The organism is Paenibacillus sp. FSL H8-0457, from assembly GCF_038051935.1.
GTDB classification, from domain to species: Bacteria; Bacillota; Bacilli; order Paenibacillales; family Paenibacillaceae; genus Paenibacillus_AQ; species Paenibacillus_AQ lautus_A.
In genome coordinates this window covers 1,014,604-1,032,128 of the sequence record NZ_CP150293.1, presented here as the reverse complement: position 1 = coordinate 1,032,128, position 17,525 = coordinate 1,014,604, and the positions used below count along the sequence as shown (strand labels likewise).

The 17,525-nt window shown below is 53.1% G+C and carries 15 protein-coding genes; 6 read left to right on the top strand and 9 right to left on the bottom strand.

The window, feature by feature from the left end; translation table 11 throughout:
* Window positions 1–116 precede the first annotated feature (116 nt).
* From MHI43_RS04520 to MHI43_RS04485, 8 genes are all read right to left on the bottom strand, one after another.
* A complete protein-coding gene (locus tag MHI43_RS04520; protein ID WP_012819052.1) occupies window positions 117–950 on the bottom strand; it encodes a carbohydrate ABC transporter permease in 834 nt (277 codons plus the stop codon).
* A gap of 29 nt (window positions 951–979) precedes the next feature.
* A complete protein-coding gene (locus MHI43_RS04515; RefSeq protein WP_036664374.1) occupies window positions 980–1,930 on the bottom strand; it encodes a sugar ABC transporter permease in 951 nt (316 codons plus the stop codon).
* 30 nt (window positions 1,931–1,960) lie between these two features.
* Window positions 1,961–3,283, bottom strand: a complete 1,323-nt coding sequence (locus tag MHI43_RS04510) for a sugar ABC transporter substrate-binding protein (RefSeq protein ID WP_009591115.1) — start codon at window positions 3,281–3,283, stop codon at window positions 1,961–1,963.
* A gap of 141 nt (window positions 3,284–3,424) precedes the next feature.
* Window positions 3,425–4,975, bottom strand: coding sequence for a response regulator (locus MHI43_RS04505; RefSeq protein WP_036664377.1), 1,551 nt, complete (start codon window positions 4,973–4,975; stop codon window positions 3,425–3,427).
* Entirely contained in the window at window positions 4,950–6,728 is a 1,779-nt protein-coding gene (locus tag MHI43_RS04500; RefSeq protein ID WP_012819049.1) for a sensor histidine kinase, read from the bottom strand. The genes MHI43_RS04505 and MHI43_RS04500 overlap by 26 nt, the downstream gene beginning before the upstream one ends.
* Before the next feature lie 324 nt (window positions 6,729–7,052).
* On the bottom strand, window positions 7,053–8,228 hold the full coding sequence (locus MHI43_RS04495) for an NAD(P)/FAD-dependent oxidoreductase (protein WP_009591109.1): 1,176 nt from the start codon (window positions 8,226–8,228) through the stop codon (window positions 7,053–7,055).
* A gap of 32 nt (window positions 8,229–8,260) precedes the next feature.
* Complete coding sequence (locus tag MHI43_RS04490) at window positions 8,261–8,731, bottom strand: DUF1641 domain-containing protein (RefSeq protein ID WP_009591098.1); 471 nt, start codon at window positions 8,729–8,731, stop codon at window positions 8,261–8,263.
* 269 nt (window positions 8,732–9,000) lie between these two features.
* Complete coding sequence (locus MHI43_RS04485) at window positions 9,001–10,314, bottom strand: polysaccharide deacetylase (RefSeq protein WP_036664379.1); 1,314 nt, start codon at window positions 10,312–10,314, stop codon at window positions 9,001–9,003.
* A gap of 167 nt (window positions 10,315–10,481) precedes the next feature.
* On the opposite strand from MHI43_RS04485, the gene MHI43_RS04480 reads away from it, so the two are divergent.
* Window positions 10,482–11,330 carry a pirin family protein gene (locus MHI43_RS04480; protein WP_036664381.1) on the top strand — a complete coding sequence of 283 codons (849 nt, stop codon included), beginning with the start codon at window positions 10,482–10,484 and terminating at the stop codon, window positions 11,328–11,330.
* 139 nt (window positions 11,331–11,469) lie between these two features.
* On the opposite strand, the gene bcp is transcribed toward MHI43_RS04480, so the two are convergent.
* Entirely contained in the window at window positions 11,470–11,952 is a 483-nt protein-coding gene (bcp, locus tag MHI43_RS04475; protein WP_012819045.1) for a thioredoxin-dependent thiol peroxidase, read from the bottom strand.
* Window positions 11,953–12,082: 130 nt separating this feature from the next.
* Between bcp and MHI43_RS04470 the strand changes: the two genes are divergently transcribed.
* The 5 genes from MHI43_RS04470 to MHI43_RS04450 all read left to right on the top strand — a co-directional run bounded on the left by MHI43_RS04470 (window position 12,083) and on the right by MHI43_RS04450 (window position 17,445).
* Window positions 12,083–13,171 carry an LCP family protein gene (locus tag MHI43_RS04470; protein WP_012819044.1) on the top strand — a complete coding sequence of 363 codons (1,089 nt, stop codon included), beginning with the start codon at window positions 12,083–12,085 and terminating at the stop codon, window positions 13,169–13,171.
* A gap of 81 nt (window positions 13,172–13,252) precedes the next feature.
* Window positions 13,253–14,569: a glutamate-1-semialdehyde 2,1-aminomutase gene (locus MHI43_RS04465; RefSeq protein ID WP_036664383.1), complete on the top strand. Its 1,317-nt coding sequence runs from the start codon at window positions 13,253–13,255 to the stop codon at window positions 14,567–14,569.
* Between the two features lie 173 nt (window positions 14,570–14,742).
* Entirely contained in the window at window positions 14,743–15,615 is an 873-nt protein-coding gene (locus tag MHI43_RS04460) for an aminoglycoside 6-adenylyltransferase (RefSeq protein WP_036664385.1), read from the top strand.
* Window positions 15,616–15,908: 293 nt separating this feature from the next.
* Window positions 15,909–16,508: an RNA polymerase sigma factor gene (locus MHI43_RS04455; protein ID WP_036664387.1), complete on the top strand. Its 600-nt coding sequence runs from the start codon at window positions 15,909–15,911 to the stop codon at window positions 16,506–16,508.
* Window positions 16,459–17,445, top strand: coding sequence for a DUF4367 domain-containing protein (locus tag MHI43_RS04450; protein WP_036664390.1), 987 nt, complete (start codon window positions 16,459–16,461; stop codon window positions 17,443–17,445). The genes MHI43_RS04455 and MHI43_RS04450 overlap by 50 nt, the downstream gene beginning before the upstream one ends.
* Window positions 17,446–17,525 lie beyond the last annotated feature (80 nt).

Sequence of the window (17,525 nt, the reverse complement as noted above, 5' to 3'; positions counted from 1 at the left end):
TTATACTACCATACTAGTATATCTATGAGAATATACTACAGGAACACAAACACAAATAACCGTAAGCGGGGTTCCTTTGTACAAAGGAACCCCGCTTACGGGCTGCTCAAGCCGGCCTATCCCTTAATCCCGGATAACGTAACGCCTTCAATAATATATTTCTGCCCAATGATATACACGATGAGCACCGGGACGAGCGCAATGGAAGCCCCCGCCATCATCAGCGTCCAATCCGTTGCATACATGCCCCGGTACAAATTCAGCATCATCGGTACGGTAAATTTATCCGTGCTGCTGAGAAAAATCAGCGGGTTAAAGAAGTTGTTCCACATCCCGAGGAAGGTAAAAATCCCGAGTGCCGATAAAGCCGGCTTGATTAGAGGAATCATGATCCGGGCGTAGATCGTCCAGCGATTCGCGCCGTCCACGATGGCCGCCTCTTCCATTTCCTTCGGAATGCCCCTGAAGAATTGCCGGAGCAGAAATACCCCGAAGGCGTTCAGCAGCGCAGAAGGGACGATAATCGCCAGATGCGTATCCAGCCACCCGATATTTTTCATGATCAGATAGAGCGGAATAATGGTCACTTGTCCCGGAACCATCATCGTTGCCAGAAACAGGACGAACAGCGGCTCCCGGAACGGGAACGTGATTTTGGCAAAAGCATAAGCCGCCATGGAGCAGGTAACCAGCTGTGAAACCACCACGATGATATTGATATAGAAGCTGTTGAAATACGCGCGCCCGAACGGCAGGGCCGTCAGCGAATCCTTATAATTGGACCAGATGAACGGATCCGGAATCCATTTGGGCGGCACGACGAATACTTGCGACAAATCCTTGAGCGAGCTGAGCACCATCCACACAAACGGCAGGGCCATCAGGCAGGCGCCTAAAATCAGCACGATATGCAGCACCACGGTGGACATCCTCAATCCCCGATGTATCATTCGTTTTCCTCCTTCCTAGGTTCGAATCGTCAGTCTTCGTAATGCACCCACCGCTTGGACATCTTCATCTGGAACAAGGTGAGCGACAGGATCATCACGAACAGGATGACTGCCGACGCCGTGCTCTTGCCAAAGGTAAAGTCCGCAAAGGCCGTCTCGTAGATGTGATAGACAAGCGTATAACTGGCCTTCGCCGGTCCGCCGGAGGTCATGACAAACGACTGGTCGAACACCTGAAAGGAACCGATGATGGACATGATCGTCACGAAAAAGGTCGTCGGGGACAGCAGCGGAATCGTAATATGGATCAACTGCTGCCATTTGCCGGCGCCGTCAATCTCAGCCGCCTCGTAATAGCTTCTCGATATGCCCTGAAGTCCGGCCAGGAACAGCACCATGTTGCCTCCCAGCCCCATCCAGACGCTCAGCAGGGCAATCGAAGGCATCACGTACCTGGAATCCGTCAGCCAGGAGGGGCCCGTTATCCCGAACCACTGCTGCAGGTACATGTTAATGAGGCCGAAGTCTGCGTTGAACAGCCACATAAACACGACGGCCACGGCGACGGACATCGTAATGTTCGGCATGAAGTAGATCAGCCGGTACAGAATCTTTCCGCGAACCCGGTTTAAGCCCACCGCCACCAGCATGGCGAGAACGATGCCGGTCGGTACCGACAGAATCGTGTAATACACCGTGTTCACCAAAGCGATGTGGAACTCCTCATCCTGAAGCTGGGACACGAAATTTTGGAGTCCGATAAACTTCTTCGCCCCCATGCCGTCCCAGTTCATCATGCTGATGACAAAAGCCGAGATGAGCGGAACCAATGAAAAAGCGATCAAACCGATCATCTGGGGAAAGATAAAAAAGTAGCCCCATAAACCGTCGGACGTCTTGCTCTTTAAGGTTGTTCTCCTCTCCGGAAACCGCTCCGGAGAAGGAGCGGCTCCGGAGCTTCCAGCAGGCTGCGTGTTCATTTCATCTCACCGTTCCTCCCCAGAGCTGGATCAATTATTGCCGCTCTTGTAATCCTGTATTTTCTTGTTGGCCATATCCTGAATATCCTTCAAGGAGCTTTCAAGCTCCTGATCTTTCAGCCACAGCGCCTCGAACTTGGACGTTATATCCTGGCTTAGTCCGGGAATGCCCGCCTCGAACGGAGTCAGGGAATACCCGATCTCGCGCGCGTCCAGGAATAACTGGGCGTGCTCCGGCAGATTCCCTTCCAGCACCACCTCATCCGTTCCCTGTACCGACGGAACGGCATTGCCGCCGCCCTGCAGGCGGAAGCGTTGGCCCTCTTTGCTTACGTACTCGGAGAAGAAGGTGTATGCCGCTTCCTTATTCTTCGATGCCTTGTTCATCACCATGTAGGCGGTCGGAATACCGGCCGGCTCGATCTTATTGCCGGTATTGGTTGGCCATGTGACCACGTCATATTCTAGCCCTTGATTCTTCTTGAACAGCGGCAGGTACCAGCGGCCTGCAGCAACGAATCCGACCTGGTTGGACATAAACATGGCATCCCCGCCTTGCCCTTTGGGAAGCGTGCCGGAGAAGGTGATGTTTTTGGATTTCACGTTGTCGTACAGGAAGCGGAAAGCCTCCATCGCCTTCGGATCCGAAGCCGCTACGAAATTCCCTTCGTCGTCGTACACCCGGCCGCCGTTGGAAGTAACCCAGCTGTGGTAGCTGTTCCAGGAGTTATCCAGCACGTAGCCGTACTTTTTGCTGTCCCTGATCTTGTCCGCCATCTCCTTGAATTTGTCCCAGGTCCACTGTCCGTTCGCCTGAAGATCGGCCGGCATCTCGGTTATCCCTGCTTCCTTCAGCACCTTCTTGTTGTACCACAGCACCATCGGGTTACAATCCACCGGTACCCCGAAGATCTGGTCATCCCGCACGGCTGCGCCCCACAAGCCTTCGAAATAATCCTCTTTCTTGATCACGCTTTCCGGAGCTTCCATATACGTCGTCAAATTCTCAATGCTCTGATTCTCGATCAGTTTCACGACCAGGGCGTCGCCTGCATAGAAGATATCCGGAGCCGTCCCGCCTGTTAATTGGGTTAATATTTTCTGATCATACTCGCCCGGAATCGGAATAAATTCGACCTCAATGTCCGAGTGATTCTTATTAAATTCCTTCGTCAGCTCCTGAAAGCGGCTAAGCTCGCCGGGATTTCCCCAGGTCGCCCATTTGATCTTGACCTTCTCGCCGCTTCCGGACTCCCCGCCCTCTGATGTTCCGCCGCCTCCACACGCTTGGAGTATGGATGATAGTAGAAGAATGATTGCAAGCAATGACCCTCTCACCTGTTTCCTTGTCATTTCATTTCCTCCATTCAAACCAGATTTGGACTCGCTGGCACAGCTTTTGTAAACGCTTTAATTATAAAATTTTGGCAAAAAGCTTTTGAACGGATTATGTTCCGAAAAAGTGGTTTCTTTTCCGATCCTATGAAATTCCCCTTATTTTCGATGCTGTCCCTGGTACTCAGCTGGCGTCATGCCTACCATTTTCTTGAACAGCTTGCTGAAGTATTTGACGTCATTGAATCCGGAACGATCCGCCACTTCATACACACGCAGCGATGTTGTGGAAAGCAGCTCCTTGGCCCGTTTCAAGCGGAGATCAATGACATAGTCAATGAAGTTGTGTCCCGTGACGCGCTTAAACAATTCGCTAAAATAGTTGCGGCTGACGGCCACTTCGTCCGCCACCTCCTGCAGGGAGATCGGCTCGGTAAAGCGCGCCTTAATATATCGGACGGCCTGCAGCACGATCCGCTCATGCAGCGTGGATTCCGGTACAGGGTGGCGCATGGCTTCCTCCCGCAGCGCATGGAAGCCTTGAAGCACCAGCTTCTTCACTTCCTCCACCGAGCGAAGCTTGCCCACCTCCCCGATCTGCGGAAGCGGCGGGCCGCCGGGAAGATGAAACATAGCAAGCAAGCTCAGAAGCTCCTCTGCTTCCCGGAGGACCGCCGGCTTCTTCATCCGTCCGGGACGCCAGCTCTGCATAATGGACTGGAGACGCTCTTGGCTTATGTCCATGTTCCCGACGGTCAGCGCGGCCCTTAGGGCATGCAGCTCGGCAGCCGGCCTCTCCTGAGCCGAATCGGCGGTCAGGGGAAGCTCCTCTGCCCGCAATATCTGTTGATCTGGATGAAAGAAGAGGCCCTCCAGGCTTTCAGCGGCTTCTCTAAACGCTTCTTGCAGCTTATCCATGCTGTTATATCTCCTGCTGAGCCCCATCGTGCTCCGGATCGGCAGGCGGATAGCTCCTTCGTACCCTGAATCCTGCCCGTTTGCTTCATCCCTTAACGGTAAGCAGACTGCGATCCGGTCCGTTTCCAGCCGAGCTGCCAGCGCCTCCGGCGCCTGGTCATATAACTGCCCCATGAACCGTTCGATCTCCTCCTGCCAATCCTTTGGCTGTACGCCGGCCGCAGCAGCGCCCAGATCCGAATCTAGCTGGAGCACGGCCAGCAGATACGAGCCGTTATGGTTCCATGCTTCCAGCTTCGCGAGTGCATCCGGCTCACCGGACAGCGCCTGAAAGAGCATTTTTCCGGCAGCCTTCTTCTTATTCAGCCGCTGCTGCTGCTCATGCTCGGTCAGAATCCGCTGCATCTGCTTCTCCTCTTCCAGCTTCAATCGCATGTGATCAAGCACGGCGACCAGGGAGTCCGCGTCCAGCGTCGGCTTGAGGATATAATCCGATGCGCCAAGCCTGATGCCTTCCCGCACGAATTCGAAATCGCTGTGACAGCTGAGCAGCAGTACCTTCACCCAAGGACAAAGCTCCCTTGTCCGCCGGGTCAATTCCAGGCCGTCCATGACCGGCATGGCGATATCCGTGATCAGAATGTCCAGATCCCCGTTTACGATCCACTTCATGGCCCGTTGTCCATTGGAGGCCTCCCCGACAAGCCGGTAACCGTATTTCTCCCAATCGAAGGTCGAGCGCAGTCCCGTACGCGCGATCGCTTCGTCATCCACGAGCAGCACTCTGTACATAATCGTCCCCCCTTTGTTTCGCAAACGTGACCGTGACCCTCGTTCCTCCGCCTTCCGTGCTTTCCACCCATACCCCGTACCTGCTGCCGTAATACAGCTGGACCGTTTGGTGAACATGACGCAGGCCGATATGGGTCATGCCTTGCTTGGAGTGATCCTGCTCATACGACAGCAGTCCCTTGATCCGTTCAGGCTTAATGCCGATTCCGTTGTCCTCGATCCGCACCATGACATCCTGCTGCTGCAGTGTTATCCGGATCTGAATGACGCCCCCTTCATCAAGCGGGGCAATCCCGTGAAAGATCGCATTCTCCACGATCGGCTGCAGCAGCATCCGGGGAACGTGGAGATCCTCCATTTCCTCGGGGCAATCGATCCGCAGCTCGATTGGGTGGTCATAACGGTAATTCTGGATGATCATATATTTCCGAAGCAGCTCCAATTCATCTCCAAGCCTTATAAACACACCGTTGCGCTCCAGGCTCCCCTCCAGCAGATGAACCAGGGCCGTGACCGATCGGTCCACGTCATTCGTTCGATTCAGCTTGGCCATCCAGCGGATCGAGTTCAGCGTATTGTAGAGAAAATGGGGATTGATCTGATACCGCAGCGCGCGGATTTCGGCTTTTTTCTTCTCGGACTCCTCCGCGGCGATCCGCCTGATGAGCAGGTCGATCTGCTCTATCATTTTGTTGAAGCTTCGGCCCAGCTGACCGATCTCGCTGGGACCTACGTTCTTGCTGCGGACCGATAAATCGCCCGCCTCGCTTCTGCGCATCAAGCGGCTCAGCTGAACGAGCGGATTGCCGATTCTCCGCGTCATGAAATATCCGATGCCGATCGCGGCCAGAATCGATCCGAATACGATCCAGACCGTGAAACTCCGGATGCTGGCGGAATCGGCCGTCAGTTCCTTAAGCGGCACCATGCCGACCACATGCCAGCCGTTGTTCAGGCGCGAGGGGATCATCAGCGTTTTGTTGTTATTCAGGTTGTATTCCGTCAAACCCGAGGGCAGCTTGATCCTGGACTGCTTCCCGTACATCGATGGATCGGGATGGTAAAAGTAACGATTCTCGTCATTCGCCACGTACATATACCCCGTGTCGCCGAATTGGACATGGTTTAATTCATCAATCAGGACATCCCCCATAATTTCAATGAACATCACCCCGACGATCTCCCCCGTATCCCAGCTCCGGATTGCCCGGCCCAGCCCGAACACGGGAAATCCCATTCCCGTTTGCTTCAGGTAGGAGGTATCCGACAAGCCGAACCATACCGCCTGCCCGTTCGCCTCCAATATCGCCCGATACCAAGGAGAATCCCACTGGTCCGGGATGGACATCAAGGAATCCGCGCTCAGGACCGAATTGTTCCGCTGCACGTCAAACACGTATACATCCAAGATCTCCGGCGAATTGATCATGATGGACGTCAGCAGGTCCTTCCCCTCCTTCACCTTCAACGTCAGGTCGTATTTACTGATATCCTGATCCTCCAGTATGCCGTGAACCACTTTGCTGTTCAGCACCATCATCGAGGAGTCGTCCAGTTTCTTGAAGAACATATTCAGCTTGTCGCTGACTTGGGTGATCGTGAGGGAAGCCACTTTACTGACCTGCTCCTCCACGATCGATGCCGATTTGTGATACGAAAGGAAACCCATGATGAGAACCGGGAGTGTTGTGCCGATGAAAAAAAACATAAACAGTTGAATCACGATCGAATGAAGACGACGGTATCCCCGCATACATGCTCCCTCCTGTTTCATGAAATGAAAATTGCGAACCATTTGAGATAGCGCTTACATAACTATCTGACCTTCTTTCTTCTTCGCTCTGGACGCTCATCCATTCTGCCTTTCTTACCTCCTTCTCCCACATCCCGTCGGGAGCGGCGCCCGGGAATCCCTTCCCTGCTTGCATCCTCGCTTCGGGTGTATCCATCGTATTATGTTTTCCTGACGTTGTCCCTAAGTCTCTGCGCTTATGTTTGGGCTGCGCAATAAAAAAAGATGGACCCGAATCATTCCGGGTCCATCTCTTGTATTTGGATATAATGTCGCCTTCCAGGCTTAGTAAGCCAGCGTGAACAAACCGTTGATGTGGGACAGGTAACGCATGTTACTTGCTTCCTTCATCAAGGTTGCAGGCAGACCTTTCAATTGGGTTTTGTTGGCGCCGATGGTGCCGATGGCGTCTTTACGTCCCAAGCTGCCGAGCGTACCGGAGAATACCGGGTTGAAGGAAGCCGGTGCGCCGCCGTTCAATTGAGCGAAGATGTTGTAGCCGATCAGCTCGCCCATTTGCCATGCCAGCTGTGCCGTTGGCGGGTATGGACGGCCTTCCGGTCCCATAACAACCGCACTGTCGCCTGCAACGTATACGTCAGGATGGGAAGCGGATTGCAGGAATTCGTTGACAACCGCACGTCCGCGGTTGACTTCGATGCCGCAGTTAGCCACAACGGAGTTGCCCTGTACGCCGCCAGTCCAAACCAAGGTGCTGGTTTCAATCGTGCTGCCGTCTTTCAGTTCAACGGTCGTGCCGTCCATTTTGGTAATCGGCAATCCGGTCAGGAAGTTCACGCCGCGTTTTTGCAGGCTTGTTGTCGCGCGGTCAACCAGTTCGGCAGGGAAGCCCGGCAGAATGGAAGGAGCTGCTTCAACACAATAAAGCGTGATTTCTTGTGGGTCGATACCGTATTTGCGAGCCAACTCGCTTCTCATATCGGCATATTCGCCAACAAGCTCAACGCCTGTCAAGCCGCCGCCGCCAACCACGATGGTAGCGTCCGCTTTGTTTTTGGTTTTGCTGTATTCCGCAATGCGGGACTCCACATGAGCACGCAGACGGTTAGCATCGTTCACGGACTTCAGAATGAAGCTGTTCTCTTGCAGTCCCGGAATGCCGAAGAATGCCGTTTCGCTGCCCAGTGCGATAACCAGGGCATCGTAGGTGAAGTTTCCGCCGTCGTCCAGGGAAACCGAACGCTCATCCGGCTTGATTTCCTTAACGTTGCCGATGCGCAGGTCAACGTTCGCGCCGCGCAGAAGCTTGTCGAGCGGCAAAGCTACTGCCTTCTCTGCGATGTTGCCTGCTGCCAGACGGTGCAATTCCGTAATGATCTGATGGGTTGGGAAACGGTTGATCAGCGTGATTTTTGCGGCAGCACCAAAATGCTCGCGTGCAGAAAGCGCACTAAGCAAGCCGCCATAGCCTCCGCCCAAAATTAAAATATGTTTAGACATGACCATCCTCCGTTCTTCGTATGATTTATGGATTAACGCTTGTTTTGTTGGTCGCGCTCGTTAAGAACGTCCAAAAAAGCCTGAGCATAGCGAAGACCCTTTTGAACCTGAGGATCTTTCAGCATTTTCATCAGACCAAATACGCCGATCTGAGCTTGGTCGCCTTGAGCGTGTACGCGGTCTCCGGCTTCGATGGCTGCAGATGCAACGCTTTTTGCTGTTGTCGTGATCGGCTTCGCGAATCCGCTCAGGGAAGCCATGGTGTCTTCCGCTAGCACGGGATCCGTAGCTACGGATTTACCGAAGTCATACGCCTTAGTCATGACGGTCAGCATTTCCGTAAGTTTTGGAAGATTGTCCACGAGAGTTGTGAGGGATTCCTGAACCTCGGGCTTGAGCAGTTGTTCGAGCAGCACATCAGGACGGCTGGACGCCGCAGCTTCTTGGTTTCCTACAACATTTTCCGGAGTTTCGGACGGCTGTGGAGAAGATGTTTCTGTCATAATGAATTGCCTCCTTTTCTTTAAGTGAATTCCCAAGATGAACTTGGCGACGATCGTACCGGCTAGCTTTAATTTTGGGATAACCGGTATCTATTATGCATCACTTACAAAAGTGCGAACTTATGGGTGACTCACTATCGCCAAAAATAAAGCAGGGGGAAGCTTCCCCCTCCTTTATCTGAAACAATCTTAGGGATTGTGATAAATATCTCTAAGTACTAGTCTATAACTTGTGAAGCATAATTACAAACATAAAATACAATTTTCGACTACAAAGTTAGAACGCGATACTCGCCTTCTTCATATGTCACTCTTGTAACAGGCCGGCCGGAAAAGTCAAGCGCTTCCCGAAGCGGAATCCAAGCGGTACCGCCGATTAAATGAACATCGGAGGACACCGGCTTGCCGCCTGTTTGCATGGGGAACAGCAAGCCTCCCACCGGGTCGGCTTCCCAGCGATTCCCTGCCAGCGTCACCTGCACGGTCTTGTTGTGAGACTTCCAGGATACGCTTCCGCCAAGCCGCTCCACCAAAGCGCGCAGCGGAACCATCAGCCGGCCGTCGACCAGCTTGTATTCGCCTGCCGCAAACGCGGTTTCAAGCCCTCCGAATTCCACGGCCAGCGTTCGCCCGGTCCCGAATAGCGCGGCGTTGACGACGACGTGCTCGCGAATCCACTGCTGTGAAGGCTGTGAAGCCTTGCGGGCGGTCTGCTGAGCACGAAATTGAACGGGCTCGGTTTCCGGAGACAGCACGTCAAAGGCATAGTCTTGCTTTTTATAATAAGAAATAATGTCAGGCAGAGCCTTAACGCTTTCGGCATGGCCTTTACCGTCATGGAGAAGCACGATCGCCTCCTTGCCGTTCACTTTCGTGGTCGCCCCCTTTACGATGTCCTTAGCCGGGACGCCCCTATACCTGGAATCGCCGCTGTCGACATTCCAATCGAATACATGATATCCCCCCTGCTTCATGTATTGAAAATAAGCTTCGTCGAAATGTCCGGCCGTCCCCCCGGGAGCTCTGACCAGCTGCGGCCGTTCCCCTGTAATCAAACGGATGATTTCCTCGGTTTTCTTAATCTGTCCCCAGAAATCCTGAAAATGCCCGTAGAGCTCGTCATAACGATGATCATATGTATGATTCCCGATCACATGGCCTTCCTCATAGATGCGGTTGATAATTTCGGGACGGGTCTCCGCCTCCTTGCCCAGTACAAAAAACGTGCCTTTGATTCCTTCCCGCTTCAAAATATCCAGCACGTCGAGCGTTAAATCCGATGGTCCGTCATCAAATGTCAGGTATACCGTTTTGTCGCTAGGCTTCTTCTTATATTGAACAGGTGCGGCGTTCACAGCCGATGGTTTCTTGAATGCAGTGGTGACGACCGGCTTGCTTGCCTCCCGGGTCTTTGCTTGAACATTCTGCTCTGGCACTGCTGTCAGGGGTGCCGCTGCTAAAGGGGCCTGCTCCGCATAGTCTGCCATCGGCGCCTGAACCTCAAGTCCCATGCCGATCATGATCAGCACTGCCACAACGCCGAAGAATACCGCTATCGATGTAACCCGCACCATATTTTTCATTATCAACTCTACCTCCATCGTTTCTATGAGTTCGGCTTCCTGATAGATTATATGGAGGGCGATTCAAAAAAAGACTAGAATCTGATATTTTCTTACGTCCCTTGATTCCTATTCACATTACTAGTAAACTGAATTCAAATCCAGAACTCGGAAGGGATGATAGACATATGAATCACCAAGCGGTCATTCAGCGTGATATTACGGAAGTCCGGGATGTCGTTCTTCGGCGGCACAGCTCCATCCATGCCTCAGGACCCGTCATCGAATTTGGAAACTGGAGCAAAGCCGATCCGTTTCTCGGGATGATGGAGGACAAGTTCCAGGCCGGTTCATTCGACGACCATCCCCATCGGGGAATCGAAACCGTTACTTTTGTCATCGATGGAACCGTTGAACACTATGACAGCCTCTCCAAGGGCGGCGTGCTAGGGCCTGGAGACGTGCAGTGGATGACGGCGGGAAGCGGCGTCATCCACAACGAAGTACCGTCAGAAGGCATAACGGCCCACGTCCTGCAGCTCTGGATCAATCTGCCCCGCGAGCAGAAGATGACGACTCCCCGCTACCAGAACCTGAAAGGCGCGGATATGCCGATCCGACAAGAGGATGGCGCGGTTGTGCGAGTCTTCTCCGGTTCTTCCGGCGATGTCGTATCCGCCACCAAAAATCATGTTCCGGTCACGATGGTCGAGGTGCTGCTGGAGCCCGGCGCTTCCATCGCGCAGGACCTGCCCGGCAGTTATAACGGCTTCATCTACATCCTTCAGGGCAGCGGAACCTTCGGAGGCAATGGCGTAAACGCGGCTAAAAGCCAGGTGTTGTGGCTGGGCGCTGGAATCGACGGAAAACCTAGCGAAATACGGGCAGCGGCTGCGGAGCCTCTTCGCTTTGTTCTGTACGCAGGCGAGCCGCTGCGGGAGCCCGTGGCAGCCCGCGGTCCCTTCGTCATGAACACGGAGGAAGAAGTGAACGAAGCCTTCCGCGAATATCGGACGGGTACGTTCTTGAAGTTCTGATTCATTCAGGTTGGCCAAATCCTCTGATTTAGGTGATAAGCTCCTCATTGGAGGTTCCCTGCTTGCAAGATATATTCAAAAAAAACGGTCCCTTACCATGCCTGTTCAGGCATGCCGAGGGACCGTTCTTCATATATAGCTATGACAGCACGGCTGCGAGAACCGCTTCGACATGGCCTTTCACTTTCACCTTCCGCCACTCGCCGGCCAGCTTCCCCTTCTCATCAATCAAGAAGGTTGAGCGTACAATACCCATATATTCACGGCCGAACATCTTCTTCATCTGCCATACGCCGAACATTTCGCTTACCTTATGCTCCTCATCAGACAAGAGCAAATAGGGCAGGCTATGCTTATCGATGAATTTGGCGTGGGATTTCAGCGGATCGGGGCTGATCCCGATCACGACTGCGCCGGCTTGCTCCAACGCACCATAGTTGTCCCGGAAGCTGCAAGCCTCCTCGGTGCAGGTTGGGGTCATATTTTTCGGATAGAAGAACAGCACGACTTTGCGCCCACGAAAATCGCTTAATGCTACCTTCTCCCCGTTCGAAGCCGGAAGTGAAAAATCCGGCACCTTGCTTCCAATCTTCAACTGCTTTTGGTCTGCGATAAGGCTCAACTCCTGCTATACGGACTTTAGGCCCGTAAAATTGATTGTCTTTTCGAAAAAAATTATAATAGAATGAATGTCGAATGTTCAAATGTTCTATCGAATTTATTCATCAGCGTAATCCGAAAGGAAGAACCCAATGACCAAAAAAACAAAGAAGACGATTATATGGAGTGTCAGCATCATACTGGCCGCCGTCATTGGTTACGGCATCTATTATGCGGCCTCGTTTTATGACGGCTTGCAAAGTCTTCAGAAAACTGGCGAAGCCTCCCCTTTTCGGGAAATCGAGAAGGTGGATGCCAAAGTCCCTGCCCCGCCGGAGTGGGAAGGCAAGGAGACGGTTAACATTCTGCTGATGGGCGTCGATGCGCGCGGTTTCGAGGAAGGGGAAATTCCTCGTTCCGACAGTATGCTTGTTGCCTCGATTGATCCCGTAAAGAAGAAAATGCACTTATTCTCTATTCTGCGCGATACTTACGTAGAAATACCCGGGTATGACCGAAACCGTATCAATACGGCCATCACGCACGGCCCGAACACGGCCATGAAGGCGGTAGGCGATCTGCTGGGCATACCGATTCAATACTACGTCTATACGGACTTCCAGGGCTTCATGAAGCTGGTTGATTCCGTCGGCGGGGTTGATTTCTACGTGGAGAAGGACATGAGTTATTCAAGTAAAGCCGACAAGAACGAGTACGACATTGATTTGAAGCAAGGCATGCAGCATCTGGACGGCAATGCGGCACTGCAATACGTCCGGTTCCGCTATGATGCGATGGGCGACTTCACCCGCACCGAGCGGCAGCGCGAGCTCCTGAAGGCCGTAGCCAAGAAAATGCAGACCACCACTTCCATCATGAAGCTTCCGGACATCTTGAAGTCCGTCAGCCCTTATATTGATACGAATCTCGATGTCGAGGATATGTGGAAGCTTGCGAACGTCGCCTACAAGAGCAAAATGAGCGGCAGCGAGCAGGTACCTCCGATGAAACTACTGAAGGAAGAACATATCGGCGGCGCCGCCGTCTTAACGGTCGGCAATCCGGATACGCTGAAGCAGTATATCCAGGACATCATGAACCCGCCGACGCCAGACCTTGAGACCGAAGACGGCGAAGGCACGGAAGGTGATTCCGGGTACACCGATACCGGGAATACCGACTCCGAGAACAGCGACTCTGAAAGCTCCGCAACACCATCTGCGACAACGGATCGCAACTAATACACTTACAGCAATCAGGACAGGGCGCTACGTCAATCTAGCTTCCTGTCCTGCTTCATGAAGAAAGGAAGTTTTACTATCATGTCAACCTCAAGATACCGTTCCGAAGCCCTGTATCAAGAAGCGCTGCAGCATATCGTAGGCGGCGTAAACAGCCCCTCCCGTTCGTTTAAAGCCGTAGGCGGCGGTGCCCCCGTCTTCATGAAACGCGCAAGCGGAGCCCACTTCTGGGACGAGGACGGCAACCGTTATATCGATTACTTGGCGGCTTACGGCCCGATCATTACCGGACACGCCCATCCGCATATTACGGCGGCGATCACGGCGGCTGCCCAAAACGGCACCCTATACGGAACGCCGACGGAGCTTGAAATTACCTTGGCCAAAATGCTGAAGGAAGCCATCCCGTCCATGGACAAGGTACGTTTCGTCAATTCCGGCACCGAGGCCGTCATGACCACGATTCGGGTCGCCCGCGCTTACACCAAGCGCAACAAAATCATCAAGTTCGCCGGCTGCTACCATGGCCATTCCGATCTGGTCCTCGTGGCTGCGGGCTCCGGGCCTTCCACGCTCGGCATTCCGGACAGCGCCGGCATCCCGGCCAGCATTGCCACGGAAGTCATTACCGTTCCTTTCAACGATCTGGAAGGCCTGCGCGCTGCCCTCGACGCATGGGGCGAAGATGTGGCCGCCGTGATGGTCGAGCCGATCGTCGGCAACTTCGGAATGGTCATGCCGAAGCCGGGATTCCTCGAAGGCCTGTGCCAGATGGCGCACGACAACGGGTCGCTGGTCATCTATGACGAAGTTATCAGCGCCTTCCGCTTCCATTACGGATCCACCCAAACCTATGCGGGTCTGGCCAATCACGAGGCGATTCAGCCGGATCTTACGGCTCTCGGTAAAATCATCGGCGGCGGACTGCCGATCGGCGCTTACGGCGGCCGGAAACACGTGATGGAGCAGGTTGCCCCGCTCGGCCCGGCTTATCAGGCGGGAACCATGGCTGGCAATCCTGCCTCCATCGCGGCTGGAATCGCCTGCTTGGAGGTATTGCAGGGCGAAGGCGTGTATGAGGAGATGGAGCGCTTGACCATCAAATTGACGGAAGGCCTGCAAGCGTCCGCAGACCGCCATGGCGTTCCGCTCACGATCAACCGCATCCGGGGCTCCTTCTCCACGCACTTCTGCGATCATCCGGTCACGAACTATGACGAAGCGCAGGATACCGACGGCGAAGCCTTTGCGGCCTTCTTCCGCCACATGCTGGACCGCGGCGTGAACCTGGCCCCTTCCAAATACGAAGCCTGGTTCATGACCACGGCCCATACGGAGGCGGACATCGAGGCAACGCTTGAGGCCGCGGAGGAATCTTTTAAGGCCATGAAGAATTAACCTAGATAAATTCAAAGAACGCGAAAGGAGATTTCCTCATGAAAAAGCTGTTGAACAAGTTATAACCTGCTCCACATCCATGCCATGCTTCTACGATCCGGATCCGTGGACCTCCTGACCTGTTCGATTCGAATCATCGGTAGTCCAAATATGAATACGGAGGCTACGAACACATGAGAAGCGAGCAAGAAATGATGGATTTGGTATTGGGCTATGCAGCCCGCGATGAGCGGGTTCGGGCCGTAACCCTGGAAGGCTCCCGAACGAACCCTAACGTCCCGAAGGATATTTTTCAAGATTACGACATCAGCTTTCATGTTACGGATATGGAAAGCTTTATCCAGGATCCAAACTGGATCGACGTCTTCGGGGAACGGTTGATTCTGCAGACGCCGGAAGATATGGCCCTGTTCCCTCCGGATCTTGGAGGCTGGTTCTCGTACCTGATGTTATTTACCGACGGGAACCGGATTGACATGACCCTGATCCCCATCGAGGAGAAGGAGAAATACTGCAAGGAAGATAAATTGATCCAGATCTTAATGGATAAAGATCAAACCTTTCCCAAGGTTCCTGCTCCGTCCGACGAGGATTTCTGGGTACAGCGTCCGTCGGCGGCCTTTTTCGAGGATTGCTGCAACGAGTTCTGGTGGGTATCCACGTATGTCGCCAAAGGCTTGTGGCGTGAAGAAATCCTGTATGCCCAGGACCATCTTCACAACATCATGCGGCCGATGCTGATGAAAATGCTGGAGTGGCAGGTGGGCACCCAGACCGATTTCTCGCTAAGCGTAGGCAAGAACGGCAAGTACTTGAAAAACCACCTGTCTGCGGACAGCTGGAACGAGCTGATGTCCACCTACCCTCGCGGAACCTACGAAGAGGTGTGGGAGGCGCTGTTTACGATGGGAGCGCTGTTCCGCAGAACCGCGCTGGATGTCGCCAAGTTGCTGGGCTTTGAATACGATATTGGGCAGGATCAGCGCGTAACGGGCTTCCTGCAGCATGTCCGGCAGCTGCCGGCGGATGCGAGCGAGATCTACTAAGATTGCCGGAAGTTGCGGTTCCCGTTGGTTCCCAATATAATCAGGCAGTCGGGCTCAACGAGGACGAACCACTGGTTTTCAAATTAAGTCCCGATTGCTGAGGAAATCAGTCAGCAGAGAGACGCCACTCCGGCGTCTCTTTTTTTATTTTGCAGAATCCCATCCTGGCAGCCGTACCCTTACTCCAACTCGATTTTGCCGAATACACTCTCCTGCCAATAAGATTTCTTGAATCCGTTGTCACATTTATCCTTTGCCCAAACGTAATACAAATTGTAAAGGGGTGAAGCCACTTGGATGAACCAGCATTCCATCAGATCGTTGCTGATGTTTTGAAGGGAGAGATCGACAAATATGAGCTGATCATGAACCGATTCCATAAAGCCATCTTCAACTATTGCTATCACATGCTCGGCGACTATGCCGAAGCAGAAGATTGCACCCAGGAAGCTTTTTTGAAAGCTTACCGCAATCTATCTACATTCGAAACGGACAAGCCCTTCGAAGCCTGGCTGTACCGCATAGCCTGTAACCAGTGCATCGACTTGCTCCGCAAGCGAAAGCTATCCCGATACCTCCCCTTTCTATATCAGAAGGATCAGGATAACAGGCATGTCGATCAGGTCATCGAGCACAAATACTACAATCCGTCTGTACTCCAGGCGCTGGCCAAGCTGACCGCCGAGGAACGCAGCCTGCTCATCCTGCGCTCTGTCGAGGACAAGAGCTATCATGAAATCAGTCTTATTTTGCAACAAAGCACGACCTATCTTAGGAAAAAATTTGAGCGGGCCGCAGCCAAGTTCCGCAAACATTACGCCATCGCCGAGGGGGAAGAAACGAATGAGCATGGACAACGGCCAGGACCTGAAACCACTCTTTCAAAGGGTTGAGCCGCCCGGGACGGCCCTCCAGGAACGTGTCATGAACCAGATTCGGGAAAAACAACTTAAAAAGGAGCGATTTATCGTGAAATACAAAGTAAGCATTCTCATGATGGTCGGTATGCTGCTTACCGCGTCGACCGGATTTGCCGCAGTACAGTACCATTCCTTAACCAACAGCAAGGGAGAAGTTCTTTATGAGGAGAAATCGAACGCTCAGGCGCCTTCGCCGAAAAGCTATTCGAAAAAGGAACTGAACCGCATACATCTCATGAACACCATCTGGGACGAACAGATCGAGCCGGGCGAAGCCGCCATCATTTATGTCGTACCGGACAATCCCGAGCATGTCATCGACATCAAATCCACTCCGCATGCCGTCAAGGATTTCGCCAAGCTTCAAAACATGGTGAATGTGCCTGGCTTACCGCTAGCCAAGGAGCTGTCCGGTTCGGGCACGTATACGTTCACAAACGCCAACGTGCACATGGAACGTGAGACTGACGTGAACCCGCTGACCGAGCAGGAGAAAGCCGACATCGCCAAAAAGCTGCTTGAGAAAGCCAAGGCTTCCGGGAAGGAATATGCACTGATGCCGGTGAAGTTCACCGATCAATTCTGGCTTTCGACGGTATATTATGCCAACCACAACAAAAAAGTCTCCCTTACCATTCTGAATAACGGGGACCACGGAAGCGTGACCTCCTACTGGGATGAGAGCATGGGCATGACCAGCCGGAAAATCAAGATCAATGGGCAGGACGTGCTGCAAAAAACGTGGAACGGCGGAAACTCGGCGCAGTTGGCGCAGCTGGACTGGGTCTATGAAGAACCAACCACCGGACATCATTACATGTTATCGCTCAACTCTACCACGGGTGACATCGCGGTCGAAGAGCTGATTCGCATCGCAAAGACGATCATTCCGAAGGCGGATTCCAGGTAAGGCCGTCATAATAGCAATCATTAGACAATATGGCTCTTTTCTCGTTGGAACGCTGAAAATGAAAGATAATACAAAAAAAG